Annotated in this window: 10 protein-coding genes; 4 read left to right on the top strand and 6 right to left on the bottom strand. The window is 68.8% G+C overall.

Annotated elements, in window-relative coordinates:
- The first annotated feature begins 24 nt into the window (after positions 1-24).
- Positions 25-384, top strand: a complete 360-nt coding sequence (locus G3N96_RS07535) for a cytochrome c (protein ID WP_011352792.1) — start codon at positions 25-27, stop codon at positions 382-384.
- An 85-nt stretch (positions 385-469) separates the two neighbouring features.
- On the opposite strand, the gene G3N96_RS07530 is transcribed toward G3N96_RS07535, so the two are convergent.
- Positions 470-904: a DUF1841 family protein gene (locus tag G3N96_RS07530; protein WP_011352791.1), complete on the bottom strand. Its 435-nt coding sequence runs from the start codon at positions 902-904 to the stop codon at positions 470-472.
- Between the two features lie 261 nt (positions 905-1,165).
- Here G3N96_RS07530 and G3N96_RS07525 point away from each other — a divergent pair, with 261 nt between their 5' ends.
- Complete coding sequence (locus tag G3N96_RS07525; RefSeq protein ID WP_124582665.1) at positions 1,166-2,095, top strand: DMT family transporter; 930 nt, start codon at positions 1,166-1,168, stop codon at positions 2,093-2,095.
- Positions 2,096-2,244: 149 nt separating this feature from the next.
- Here G3N96_RS07525 and nth read toward each other — a convergent pair whose 3' ends face one another.
- Both nth and rsxB read right to left on the bottom strand, forming a co-directional pair.
- The gene (gene nth, locus G3N96_RS07520; RefSeq protein WP_042976184.1) at positions 2,245-2,889 is read right to left on the bottom strand and encodes an endonuclease III; all 645 of its coding nucleotides are present in this window, start codon (positions 2,887-2,889) and stop codon (positions 2,245-2,247) included.
- The gene (gene rsxB, locus G3N96_RS07515) at positions 2,886-3,791 is read right to left on the bottom strand and encodes an electron transport complex subunit RsxB (protein WP_206136822.1); all 906 of its coding nucleotides are present in this window, start codon (positions 3,789-3,791) and stop codon (positions 2,886-2,888) included. Before rsxB ends, nth begins: the two co-directional genes overlap by 4 nt.
- Positions 3,792-4,044: 253 nt before the next feature.
- Here rsxB and G3N96_RS07510 point away from each other — a divergent pair, with 253 nt between their 5' ends.
- The gene (locus tag G3N96_RS07510; RefSeq protein ID WP_039370405.1) at positions 4,045-4,677 is read left to right on the top strand and encodes a TetR family transcriptional regulator; all 633 of its coding nucleotides are present in this window, start codon (positions 4,045-4,047) and stop codon (positions 4,675-4,677) included.
- 79 nt (positions 4,678-4,756) lie between these two features.
- Here the strand turns inward: G3N96_RS07510 and phaZ are convergent, their stop codons facing one another.
- Both phaZ and G3N96_RS07500 read right to left on the bottom strand, forming a co-directional pair.
- Positions 4,757-6,223, bottom strand: coding sequence for a polyhydroxyalkanoate depolymerase (phaZ, locus tag G3N96_RS07505; RefSeq protein WP_206136821.1), 1,467 nt, complete (start codon positions 6,221-6,223; stop codon positions 4,757-4,759).
- A 212-nt stretch (positions 6,224-6,435) separates the two neighbouring features.
- Positions 6,436-8,265 carry a glycoside hydrolase family 15 protein gene (locus G3N96_RS07500; RefSeq protein ID WP_206136820.1) on the bottom strand — a complete coding sequence of 610 codons (1,830 nt, stop codon included), beginning with the start codon at positions 8,263-8,265 and terminating at the stop codon, positions 6,436-6,438.
- Between the two features lie 238 nt (positions 8,266-8,503).
- Between G3N96_RS07500 and G3N96_RS07495 the strand changes: the two genes are divergently transcribed.
- Positions 8,504-9,676: a lactonase family protein gene (locus tag G3N96_RS07495; protein WP_241022538.1), complete on the top strand. Its 1,173-nt coding sequence runs from the start codon at positions 8,504-8,506 to the stop codon at positions 9,674-9,676.
- A 100-nt stretch (positions 9,677-9,776) separates the two neighbouring features.
- Here the strand turns inward: G3N96_RS07495 and G3N96_RS07490 are convergent, their stop codons facing one another.
- Positions 9,777-13,469, bottom strand: a complete 3,693-nt coding sequence (locus G3N96_RS07490) for a DNA translocase FtsK (RefSeq protein ID WP_206136851.1) — start codon at positions 13,467-13,469, stop codon at positions 9,777-9,779.
- Positions 13,470-13,498 lie beyond the last annotated feature (29 nt).

Raw genomic sequence — 13,498 nt, 5'->3', positions numbered from 1 at the left:
CTGACCGGCGGGACAGGAGCATTCATGAACAACGCATTCAAGACGGCGGCGGTTGCACTGGCGGCCGGCCTCGCGATCGGTACCGCGCACGCGGCGGACACCACGAAGGGCAAGGAACTGGTCGAATCGCACAACTGCGCCGCCTGCCACGGCGCGCAGATGAACAAGCCGATCAACGCCGAATATCCGCGCCTCGCCGGCCAGCATGCCGACTACCTCGTGTGGGCGATGCGCCAGTACCAGATGGGCCTCACGAATCCGCTGCTCGGTCGCAACAACGCGATCATGCAGGCGCAGGTGCAGAGCCTGTCGGTCAGCGACATGAAGGACATCGCGGCCTACATCGAGTCGCTGAAAGAAACCGATCTCGTGTTCAAGAAGTAAGTGCGACGGGCCCGACGGGCTCGCGCAGCAAAAATACCCCGCCGAGGCGGGGTATTTTTTTGTCCGCGCGCCGGCGCCGCGGCGCTCAGTCGCGCGATGCGCGACGCAGGATGCGCTGCAGGTACGCGTCGGTATCGGGCGGCGTGCTCGTGCGCTGGGCTTCCCAGATCGTCTCGCCGAGGCATTCCATGATCACGTGCTGCGCGTCGTGAGTCGAGTCGAGCTTGGCCGCGAGCTTGTCGTGCGCGGCGCGGATGCCGGGCGGCTGGTCGATCGACAACTGCTCGCTGATCGCGAGATGCATCGACAGGTGCAGGAACGGGTTCGTGCGGCCTTCCTCGGGCGTGTACTCGCGCGCGGTCGCGCCATCGGCGTCGGCGAGTTCGTCGTGGTATTCGGGATGCTCGACGATCCAGTCGGCTGCCATCGCTTCCAGCGGCGTCAGGATCTCGCCGGCGCGCTGCTTGCGCCAGGTCTCGGTGAAAAAGCGACGCACTTCGTCGCGGCTTGGATTGAACATGGTGGGGAAAACGTCGTGATTCGGACGGCGTGATGCCGCGTCGGGCATTGTACGCCGGGTCGGCGGACGGCGCTGGCGGCGGGCGGGAGCGGGCTGTGCGTTGGCCCGCCGGGCGAGCAGGTGCGCAGGCTCGGGGCGCCGGCCGGTCGCCTGCGCCCTGAGCCTGCAACCGGGAACGGGTAAGCGCGGGCTAGGCTCGCCGCCGCCGCGCCGTTACACTCCGACGATTTCCGTCGCCACGCCGCTCGCGCCCGTTTCGTCATGACCGCCACCGTCCGCCCGTCGTCCACCGCCCTGCAGGGCACGCTCTACGTCGCGCTGTCCGCCGCCGCATTCGGCGCGATGGCGATCTTCGGCCGCTACGCGTATGCGGCCGGTGTCGACGTGCTCGGGCTGCTGATCGTGCGTTTCGCGATTGGCGGCGCGGTGCTCGCCGCGATTGCACGGCATCGCCGCGTCGCGTGGCCGCGCGGGCGCGCGCTCGCGCCGCTCGTGGCGATGGGCGCGCTCGGCTACGTCGGGCAGTCGTTCTGCTATTTCAGCGCGCTGCAGCATGCGCAGGCGAGTCTCGTCGCGTTGCTGCTGTACCTGTATCCGGCGTTCGTCACGCTGCTGGCCGCGTGGTGGCTCGGTGAGCGCCTCACGCGCGCGAAGGCCGTCGCGCTCGTGCTGTGCGTCGCGGGTTCGGCGCTGATGGTCGGCGGCGGGCATGGCGAGCCGCTCGGGATCGCGCTCGCGCTGGCTGCTGCGGTGATCTATTCGCTGTACATCGTCGGCGGGACGAAGGCGACGCGCGGCGTCGATCCGCTCGCGACCACCGCGATCATCTGCCTGTCGGCAACCGCGACGCTGGTGGCGATCGCCGTCGTGCGGACCGCCGCGTTCGGCGCGCCGCCGCGCTGGCCCGCGACGGCCGGCGGCTGGGCATCGATGCTCGCGATCGCGCTCGTGTCGACGGTGGCGGCGATGCTCGCGTTCTTTGCCGGGCTCGAACGGCTCGGGGCCGCGCGCACGTCGATGCTGTCGACGCTCGAACCGGTCGTGACGGTCGCGCTTGCGGCGCTGCTGTTCGGCGAAGCGCTGTCGCCGCTGCAGTGGGCGGGTGGCGTCGCGATTCTGGCTGCCGTGCTGGCGCTGGTGCGCGCGGGCGGCGCGGCGGCAGACGACGCGACGGCGACGTCCAACGCGTAGCCGGGAGGGGGAAAGCGGGGCGATGGCGCGGGTGGCGATGCGTGATCGTGGTTGCGGTTTGCCGGCCGATCAACGGCCGACGGGGCGCGCATCGTGCGCCCGGCCGCCTGGCGCCGGGCGGCCTGCGGCATGTCAGCCGCGGTGGCGTATCACTCGTTCGGCGGCGGCGTCTTCGGCCTGAATTCGCACAGCGGCTCGATCGCGCAGTGCCAGCACTCGGGCTTGCGGGCCTTGCACACGTAGCGCCCGTGCAGGATCAGCCAGTGATGCGCGTCCTGCAGGAATTCCTTCGGCGTGAACTTCTCGAGCGCGGCCTCGACGGCGCGCACGTCCTTGCCCGGCGCGAGGCCGGTGCGGTTCGCGACGCGGAAGATATGCGTGTCGACCGCGATCGTCGGCTGGCCGAACGCGGTGTTCAGCACGACGTTCGCGGTCTTGCGGCCGACGCCCGGCAGCCCTTCGAGCGCTTCGCGATCGGCCGGAACCTCGCCGTCGTAGCGGTCCAGCAGGATCCGGCACGTCGCGACCACGTTCTTCGCCTTGGTCCGGTACAGGCCGATCGTCTTGATGTACTCGGTGACGCCCTCTTCACCGAGTGCGACGATTTGTCGCGGGGTGTTCGCGACCGGAAACATCTTCCGCATCGCCTTGTTGACCGATACGTCGGTCGCCTGCGCGGACAGCATCACGGCGATCAGCAACTCGAACGGCGTCGAGTATTCGAGCTCGGTGGTCGGATGCGGATTGAGGCTCTGCAGCGTTTCGTAGATCGCGCGTCGTTTGCTGGCGTTCATGGAGCGTTCGGGTCGGGCGGGGCGGACGGGCCATCCGGGCCGTCGTTGCCTGCATCGTTCTGTTCGTCGTTGCCGCTCGCGGCGGCCGCTTCGGCGTCGCGCTGGGCCTGCTGTTCGGCGAGCCGCTTGCGGCGCGCCTCGGCGGCGTCGATCTGTGCCTGGACGGCCGCGCTCACGCCTTCGGTGTTCTTCGGCCCGGCGCCTTGCCCGGACAGCTCTTCCTTCTTCTTGCGCGCACGTTCGAGCGCGGCGGCGATGATCGCGCGCTTCTTCGCGTCGGCGTCGTCCGCGGGGGCGGCGGCCGGCGCGGCGGATGGCGTTTCCGCCGGTGCCGCAGCCGGTTTAGCGGCACTCGCCGCGCGGCGTGCGGCCGCGCGCGCTTCGGCGGCCTCGCGTTCGCGGCGCTGGCGCGCGAGCCGCAGGTCATGGTGCTCGCGTGCGGCGTCGGCCTGCTCCTGCGACCACGCGTCCCAGCCGGTGCGTTCGCCGGTCACCGGCAGCATCGCGATACAGTCGACCGGGCAGGGCGGCACGCACAGGTCGCAACCGGTGCACTGCGACGCGATGATCGTGTGCATCTGCTTCGGCGCGCCGACGATCGCGTCGACCGGGCACGCCTGCATGCACAGCGTGCAGCCGATGCACAGGCTTTCGTCGATGAAGGCGACCGCGCGCGGATGCTCGCTGCCGTTGACGGGGTTCAGCGGAATCACCGGTTTGCCGAGCAGGCTCGACAGGCGCGCGATGCCTTCGGCGCCGCCGGGCGGGCACTGGTTGTAGTTCGCATCGCCGGCGGCGATCGCCTCCGCGTACGGGCGGCAGCCGTTATAGCCGCACTTCGTGCATTGCGTCTGGGGAAGCAGATCTTCGATGCGATCTGCGAGTGTTTTGGAATCGGTCACGGTGACAACGGGCGCAGCGGCGCCGAATGGCTCTCGGCCGCGTCGGGCGCGGCCGGAAAAGGTTTGCCAAAGCTCGATTATCGCCGATTTCCCGCATTGCGCTGGACGCCGTCTGTGCGCATAATCGAACCGCTTTTTTGCAGGGGCTCAGCAGGAGGGCGGCCGTTCGCGGCGCGCCCGTTCCAGGGCGGCCGGCGCCAAGGCGGTGGGGGTGCCGGTCCGGATCAAGCGGCTCACATAGCAAAACGCCACCATGAATCAGCCAAAAATCAAAAGAGATCCTGAAGGTACGCGCCGCCGCATCCTGATGGCGGCAGCCGAAGAGTTCGCGAGTGGAGGGCTGTTCGGCGCGCGCGTCGACCAGATCGCGCGCCGGGCCGAAACCAACGAGCGCATGCTCTATTACTACTTCGGCAGCAAGGAACAGCTGTTCACGGCGGTGCTCGAACACGCGTTCTCCGCGCTGACCGAGGCCGAGCGCGAGCTCGATCTCGACGGCGTCGCGCCGGTCGAAGCCGTCACGCGGCTCGCGCATTTCGTTTGGGACTACTACCGCGACCATCCGGAACTGCTCAGGCTCATCAACAACGAGAACCTGCACGAAGCGCGCTACCTGCACAAGTCGACGCGGATCCGCGAGATGATGTCGCCGATCGTCGCGAAGCTCGGCAATGTGCTGACGCGCGGCCAGAAGGCCGGGCTGTTCCGCACCGACGTCGATCCGCTGCGCTTCTACGTGACGCTGTCGGGGCTCGGCTACTACATCGTGTCGAACCGCTTCACGCTCGCCGCGACGCTCGGCCGCGACTTCACCGACGCCGACGAGCGCGCGGAGATGGTCCGGATGAACACCGAAGTGCTGCTCGCCTATCTGCTGCGGCGCTGATGCGCTGAATCGGGCGCCCGATGTAAAAACGCCGCCGCGCGCAGGCAACGGCGGCGTTTTTTCGTCGGAACGCGGTGCGTCAGGCGGCCTTGCGCGTGCGCACAGCTTTTGCGCGCGGGCTGGCGGCGGCGCGTTTCGCGGCCGGTGCGGCCTTGGCGGGGGCGACGGCCTTGGCCGGCGCCTTCGCGCGCTTCGCTGCCGTGGCGCGCGTCGTTTCGGCCGGTGCGTCGGCGGCCGGCACGGCGGAGAGCGTCTTGGCGGCCGGCGTTTCCGGCACATCCTTCGTCGCACCGTGCTTCGGCTCCGGTGCATGCTCGCGGATGAAATCGCGCAGCTGCGGATAGATGATCGTGCGCCAGCGGCGGCCCGAGAAAATCCCGTAGTGACCGCACTTCTCGGCGGTCAGGCTGCGGCGCTGGTCCTGCGGGATGCCCGTGCACAGCTCGTGCGCGACGTGCGTCTGGCCGCTGCCCGAGATGTCGTCGAGTTCGCCCTCGATCGTCATCAGCGCGGTGTGCCGGATGTCCTGCGGACGCACGCGCTCGCCTTCGACGTCCCACGTGCCTTCCGCCAGGCGGAATTCCTGGAACACGACGCGGATCGTCTCGAGGTAATACTCGGCGGCCATGTCGAGCACCGCGTTGTATTCGTCATAGAAGCGGCGGTGCGCTTCGGCGTCGTCCTCGTCGCCGCGCAGCAGGCTCTGGTAGAAATCCCAGTGCGATTGCGCGTGCCGCTCCGGGTTCATCGCAACAAAGCCCGTGTGCTGCAGGAAGCCCGGATACACCTGGCGGCCTTCGCCCGGATAGTTCGCCGGCACCGTGTGGATCACGTTGTTCTCGAACCATGCGGTCGAGTGCTGCGTGGCGAGCGAGTTCACCGACGTCGGGCTGCGGCGCGCATCGATCGGGCCGCCCATCATCGTCATCGTGAGCGGCGTGTCCTCGCCGCGGCTCGCCATCAGCGAGATCGCCGCGAGCACCGGCACCGTCGGCTGGCACACCGAGATCACGTGCAGGTTGCGCGCGCCGATGTGACGGATGAACTCCTGGATGTACGCGATGTAGTCGTGCAGGTGGAACGGGCCGGTCTCGACCGGCACCATCCGCGCGTCGATCCAGTCGGTGATGTAGACCTTGTGATCCTGCAGCAGCGTGCGCACGGTGTCGCGCAGCAGTGTCGAGTGGTGGCCCGACAGCGGTGCGCAGACCAGCACGACCGGTTCGTCTTTCAGTTGCGTGACGGCGTCGGCGTCGTCCGAATAGCGCTTGAAGCGCAGCAGCCGGCAGAACGGCTTCTCGACGATCGTCTGCTCGACGATCGGGATGTTGTGGCCGTCCTTGACGATCTGATGAATGTTGAATTCGGGCTTCTCGTAATCCTTGCCGAGCCGGTACATCAGCTCATACGCGGCGGCCATCCGCGTCGCGCCCGGCATCAGCGAGAACGGGCTGGACGGATTGGCGAACGATTTGGACGCGGCCTGGGCCCAGGCCGTCAGCGGGCTCAGCATGGCGCGCTGGAATTCGTGCAGTTGGTAAAGCATGCAGACTACTCCCGCGTGGGGGACGGTGCGCAAGGGCGGCGTGGGGCGTCGCGGCGTGCCGTGTGGGTCAGCGACCGGCCATGTTGCATTGCAGCCGGACAATCGCGTCGATCATATCGGACAACGATGGGTGGTGCAATGCAACATTTCCCCGATTTTTCATCAAAGTTTTGCGATTTGACGTTCTCTGACCAAGCCGCTCGCGCCCCCGTTCAGCGCCCCGTCGCGACGGCCGGCGCGGGCTGGCCGGCTGCGCGCGCCATTGCGTCCTCGTGGTGCATCAGGTTCATCGCGGTATGCACGAGCGCCACGTGCGAGAACGCCTGCGGGAAGTTGCCGACGAGCCGCCCGGCCACCGGGTCGTACTCCTCCGCGAGCAGCCCGAGGTCGTTCGACAGCGCGAGCAGCCGGCTGAACAGGCGGTGCGCGTCGTCGATCCGGCCCAGCAGCGCATAGTTGTCGACCAGCCAGAAGCTGCACGCGAGAAACGTGCCTTCGCCGGGCGGCAGGCCGTCGTCGTAGTCGGTCGTGCGGTAGCGCATCACGAGCCCGTCGTGCAGCAACTCCCGCTCGATCGCCTCGACCGTGCCGACGATGCGCGGATCTTCCGGCGGCAGGAAGCCGAGCAGCGGCATCAGCAGCACGCTGGCGTCGAGCTCGTCGCTGCCGTAGCTCTGCGCAAACGCCCGTTTGCTTTCGTGCCACGCGTTGGTACACACGTCGGCATGGATCTGGTCGCGCAGCGCACGCCAGCGGTCGAGCGAGCCGGGCAGCCGGAACATCTCCGCCGACTTGATCGCGCGGTCGAACGCGACCCACGCCATCACCTTCGAGAACGTGAAATGGCGGCGGCCGCCGCGCGTTTCCCAGATGCCTTCGTCGGGCTCCTGCCAGATCTTCTCGAGATGGTCGAGGAGCGCGCACTGCACGGACCAGACCGTGTCGTCGGCCTGCAGGCCGCCCACCCGGGCGAGGTGCAGCGCGGCCATCACCTCGCCGAACACGTCGAGCTGAAGCTGGTTGGCGGCGCCGTTGCCGATGCGCACCGGCTTCGAGTCCTGGTAGCCGGGCAGCCAGTCGAGTTCCATTTCCGGCAGCCGGCGTTCGCCGGCGATCCCGTACATGATCTGGATCTGCTCGGGCGAGCCGGCCATCACGCGGCCGAGCCACGTGCGCCACGCGCGCGCCTCGTCGTAGTAGCCGCCGCGCATCAGCGCGAGCAGCGTGATCGTCGCGTCGCGCAGCCAGCAGTAGCGATAGTCCCAGTTGCGGTTGCCGCCGATCTTCTCGGGCAGCGACGTGGTCGGCGCCGCGACGATGCCGCCGGTCGGCTCGTACGCGAGCGCCTTCAGTGTGATCAGCGAGCGGCGCACGGCGGCCGCGTAGCGGCCCTGCACCTGGCAGCGGCCCGACCATTCGAGCCAGTAGTTCTCGGTGCGCGCGAGCATCGACAGCGGATCGCGGGCGGGCGGCAGCCGCAGGTGGGACGCCGCATAGCTGAGCGAGAACGGCACGCGCTCGTCGGCGCTCACCGTGAATTCCGCGAGCGTGTGGAGATTCTTGCCGGTGAGCGGCACCGGCGTGCGCAGCACGACGGTGTCGGGGCCCGCGATCGCCTTCATGCCGTCCTCGCGGGTCAGCTGCGTGACCCACGGGATCGAGAAGCCGTAGTCGAAGCGCAACACGAGCTCCATGCGCATCTTCATCGTGCCGTGGCGGCCGACGACGATCCGCACCAGTTCGGACCAGCCGTTGCCGGGCGGCATGAAGTCGACCACGGTGACGGCGCCGTCGGCGCTTTCGTAGTCGGTTTCGAGAATCAGCGTGTCGCCGCGATAGCGGCGTGTCGTGTGCGTGATCGCGGCGTCGGCGGCCGGCGCGAGCAGCCAGCGGCCGTGCTCGGGGGTGCCGAGAAGCGCCGCGAAGCAGGCGCCCGAATCGAAGCGGGGCCAGCACAGCCAGTCGACGGAGCCGTCTTTTGCGATCAGCGCGGCGGTGTGGCCGTCGCCGACGAGGGCGTAGTCTTCGATCAGGGCAGGCATGGGCAGGCGATCCTTGGGTATTCGAGTTCACAATGCGGACGACGGCGGCCAAGGCTTCACGCGCTGGCACCGCGCCCCGTATACTCGGCCGGGCGGCGGAGCGCATGAACGGCCGGCGTTTCGTCCTATCTCAACACTTGAAGCGACTCGATGCAAGGAGGATTCAATGCCCAACCGTTTACGCGAGCGTGACGCACGCGCTTCGACACGAGGGTTCCCGCTTAGGCTCGCTCACTGGATGAAAGGTTTCGCGCTCGTGCTCTCCCTTTCCGCGACCCACGCATTTGCGCAGCAATCGCCCGCCCCGGCCGACGGCGTCTACAACCTGCTCGTCGGCACCTATACGGGCGGCGGCAGCGACGGCATCTATGTTTACCGCTTCGATACGAAAACCGGCAACGTCGCGCCCGTGTCGTCGGCGAAGACCGTGAATCCGTCGTATCTGTTGCCGAGCCGCGACGGTCGCACCGTCTATGCGGTCAACGAACTGCCCGGCGACGATGGGCCGGCGACGACGCGCGGCGGCATCAGCGCGTTCCGCTTCGACGCGAAGACGGGCGCGCTGAGTTTCATCGACCGCGTGTCGTCGGAAGGGAACGATCCCTGCTATCTCGCGCTGTCGCCCGACGGCAAGTACCTCGTGACCGCCAACTATTCGGTCGCGAAGGATCCGGGCGGCAGCTTCGCGGTGTTTCCGCTGCGCGACGACGGCGCGGTCGACCAGGCCGCGCTGACCGTGCACCATGAAGGCACGGGGCCCGTGAAGGGCCGCCAGGACGGCGCGCACGTGCATTCGACGGTGTTTTCGCCGGACGGCCGTTACCTGTTCGTGCAGGATCTCGGCGCGGACAAGATTTACGGCTACCGCTACACGGTGGACGGCAGCCGCGGGCTGATCAGCCCGACGGACACGCGCTACACGCCGGTGAAGGCGGGCTCGGGCCCGCGCCACATGGTGTTCGGCGCCGACGGCCGGTATGCGTACGTGACGAGCGAGCTCAACGCGTCGGTCGAGGTGTTCGGCTACCACGACGGCAAGCTGACACCGGTCGAGACCGTGTCGATGACCGCGCCGGGCTTCAAGGGCAAGGTCGGCGGCGGCGCGATCCACCTGTCGCCGGACGGCCGCTTCCTGTACGTGAGCAACCGCGGCGACGCGAACGACCTGGTGATCTACGCGGTGAACCAGGTCGACGGCCGGTTGAAGCAGGTCGGCCGCCAGTCGAGCCTCGGCAAGACGCCGCGCGAGTTCCTGATCGATCCGACCGGCAAGTGGCTGATCGTCGGCAACCAGGACAGCGATACGTTCTACGTGTTCAGCCGCAATGCCGAAACCGGGCAGCTCGGCCCGAATCCGCAGAAGGTGGCGGTCGGCAAGCCGGTCGACTTCAAGCTGGTGCCGGTGCTGTAAATGAAAAAGGGCGCTGCCGATGCAGCGCCCTTCGTTTGTCGGGGCCGCCGGTTTCCCGGCGCGCCCGTATCGGCTGACGGCGGCCGCCCGGCCGCCACGTTCAGTCGGCCGCGGCCGGCACGAGTACCTCGCGGCTGCCGTTGATGCCCATCGGCGACACGAGCCCGGCCGCCTCCATCTGCTCGACGAGGCGCGCGGCGCGGTTATAGCCGATGCGCAACTGCCGCTGCACCGACGAGATCGACGCGCGCCGCGTGCGCACGACGAACGCGACGGCTTCGTCGTACAGCGGATCGGCTTCCGCGTCCGGCGCATCGCCGAACAGGTCCTGCGTCGCGCCGTCGGCGGTCGGGCCGTCGAGGATCCCTTCCTCGTACTGCGGCTCGCCGAACTGCTTCAGGTACTCGACGACCCGGTGCACTTCTTCGTCCGCGACGAACGCGCCGTGCACGCGTTGCGGATAACCGGTGCCCGGCGGCAGGAACAGCATGTCGCCCATCCCGAGCAGCGATTCGGCGCCCATCTGGTCGAGAATCGTGCGCGAGTCGATCTTCGACGACACCTGGAACGCGACGCGCGTCGGGATGTTCGCCTTGATCAGCCCCGTGATCACGTCGACGGACGGACGCTGCGTCGCGAGGATCAGGTGGATGCCGGCCGCACGCGCCTTCTGCGCGAGGCGGGCGATCAGTTCCTCGATCTTCTTGCCGGCGACCATCATCAGGTCGGCCAGCTCGTCGATCACGACGACGATCAGCGGCAGCGTCGACAGCGGCTCCGGATCCTCGGGCGTCAGCGAGAACGGGTTGCCGATCTTCTTTTCCTTCGCCTCGGCATCGCGAATCTTCTGGTTGAAGCCCGCGAGGTTGCGCACGCCGACGGCCGACATCAGCCGGTAGCGTTTCTCCATCTCGCCGACGCACCAGTTCAGTGCGTTCGCCGCGAGCTTCATGTCGGTGACGACCGGCGCGAGCAGGTGCGGGATGCCTTCGTAGACCGACAGCTCCAGCATCTTCGGGTCGATCATGATCAGTCGCACGTCCTCGGGTGTCGCCTTGTACAGCAGCGACAGGATCATCGCGTTGATCGCGACCGACTTGCCCGAGCCCGTCGTGCCCGCGACGAGCATGTGCGGCGCCTTCGCGAGATCGGTGACGACCGGGTGGCCGGTGATGTCCTTGCCCATCGCGATCGTCAGCTGCGACGCCGAGTGCTGGTACGGGCGCGACTCGAGAATTTCCGACAGGCGGATCATCTGGCGCTTCGCGTTCGGCAGTTCGAGGCCCATGCAGGTCTTGCCGGGAATCGTCTCGACGACGCGGATCGACGTGAGGCCGAGGCCGCGCGACAGGTCCTTCATCAGCCCGACGATCTGGCTGCCGCGCACGCCGAGCGCGGGTTCGATCTCGAAGCGCGTGATCACCGGGCCGGCGGACGCGCCGACCACCGTCACCGGCACCTTGAATTCCTGCAGCCGCTGTTCGATCACCTGCGCGGTTTGCGCGAGGTGTTCGTCGGTGATCGTTTCGATGTCGCCGGACGCGGACGCGGGCTCGAGCAGGTCGAGCGTCGGCAGTTCGACGCTGAACGACGCGGGTGCGTGGAATTCGAATGCGTTCGGGCGCGGCTGGCGCGCGGGGGTGTCGGGGGCGGGCGAGCCGGCTGCGGCAGGTGCGGCCGGTTCGGTTGCCGGGGTGGTTGCTTCGGTCGGCAGGGCAGGGGCGATCGCCGGTGCGGACACGCTCGCGCCGGGGATTGTCGCCGCGGGTTGCGGCGGTGCCACGGGCGAAGTGGCGAACGGTGCCGCGGAGACATTCGACACGGACCAGCTTGCCGGCGACGAAGTGGCGGCGCCCGCGGGGGCGAACGTCGAGGCTTCGACCGCTGCGGGCGCGGAAGCGATCGACGGAGCCAACGCCGCAGTGGTTGCGCCGAAGGACGTCAGCGAGCCGGCCGGAGCAACGGGCGAGCTGGCGATCGGTTGCGCTGGGGTGGCCGCGGCGGTGGTGATCGGCGCGACCGCGCCGGAGGACGTTGCCGTCGTGGCGGCAGGGGCGGGCGGCACGGGCAGGCCTGCGACCGGCTGCGATGCGATTGCGCCGGAGGGGGCGAATGTGCCGAATGTCGTACCGGTCGACGAGGTTGATGGGGTGGCCGGATGCGTCGGGGCAGGCGCGGCGGATGGAGCCGCGACCGAGCCGGACACGACATCCACGGGCGTCGAGGGCACGACCACCGGGGTGCTCGAACCGGATGCCGCGGCCGTCGGGCTGGCCGTCGACGGCGTCACGGCGGGCGCAGCGGGCGATGGGGGTGTTGATGCGCGGGGGAACGAACCGTAAGTCGTGTGCGCAACGGTCGATGCCGACGCGGTTGGTTGCGAAAGCGAGGTCGACGCCGTACCGGTTACGTCGATCGGAGATGCCGACGGAACGGCGGCAACGGTCGACGCAGCCGGTTGAGTCAGCGAACCGGATGCCGTGTCGATCACACCATCCGACGAAGCGGAAATGGCGACAGGCGCAATGCCCGAGGCGGATGCAGGCGCTTGCGCGGTCGAACCGTGCGCGGTGCCGACGAGCGGCGACGCAGTGCTTGCAAAAGCCGTTTGCGGATCGGCAAACGGTTGAGCGGCAACCGGCGATTTCGGCAATTCCGCGGTGACAGGTGTATTCGTCGGGGCCGGTTGCGCCGTCGAAGGCGTCCACGTCCATGCTGTCGCCGGTGCGGTGCCGTGAGCGATTGCCGCCAGCGGCGCTGCAGGTTCCACCGCGTCCGATTTGGCAGCTTCCAGTGCGGCACTCGATGCGGCCGGCGCCGCCGCTGCAAACGGCCTGGTTTCGGCACTTGCGCGCGGTGTCGTTTCGGCGATCGGCGAAGCGGGGAGGGCCGCGAACGGCGCGCTGTTCCCGGTGGGCTTCACGTCGGCGTGCGCATTGGCGATGCCCTGCGGCACGCTGGCCGATGCCGTGCGATCGATTTCAGGAGCCGGATGCGCCGTGTACTCGTCGTCGGTATCGAGGGATGCCGACGTGGTGCTCGCGGCGAGGTCGTGAACCGCATCGGTCCCAGGTTGCGCGAAGGCGGCATGGGCCGGTTCCGATCCCGTCATGCCGGTCGATGATTCGGCGACCGGGTTCCAGGCGGATGCATCGAACGCGGAAACCGGTCGGCTGGCGAGGTCCTCCCACGGCGCGAGGTCGATGGGCGCGTCGAACGTCGGCGCGGGCGAGATTCCCGATGCCGGTGCGGCAGCGGCGGCGACATCGCCGGCGTGCCGGATCTCGTCATCGGCGTGATGCGGGAACGCGGCATCGTCGCTACCGGTATTCGACAACGCGTGCGGTGCGGCGGCGTCGAACGCCACGGCGCCCGCATCGGCGACGGGTGCATGGACAGCGGGGGCTGCCGGATTGAACGCATCGAGCACGATCGGTGCGTTGTCGTCGTACGTTGGCGCCGGATCGTAGGCGAGCGGCGCACTGGCGTCATGCGCCGCGAGGCCATGAGCCGTGGAGGCGATCCCGGTCGGCACGGCCGCTGTTGCCGGCGCCGTCATGCCGGCCGCCGTCGCGGCCACAGCGGCCACGGTTGCCGCCGCCGCGTGCCTGGCATCGTCCTGCGCACCGCCCAGCGTCGCCCACTGTGCGGTGCTGGCTTCGATCGAGCGCAGCGTGTCGTGCACGCTCGGCGCCGGCGTGATCGGCGCGGCGGGCTTTTCCGTCCAGGCATAGAGCGGTGCACGCGCCGGCGTGGGCTGCGGCGGGCGACGTCGTGCCGCATCCGGCGGCAGGCCGGTCGAACCGGCTGCTGCTGCTGCGG

Origin of the sequence: Burkholderia sp. Se-20373 (genome assembly GCF_017104705.1) — a bacterium.
Classification (GTDB): domain Bacteria; phylum Pseudomonadota; class Gammaproteobacteria; order Burkholderiales; family Burkholderiaceae; genus Burkholderia.
Note: the sequence above shows the minus strand (reverse complement) of the source record. Positions and strands in the feature narration are given on the sequence as shown.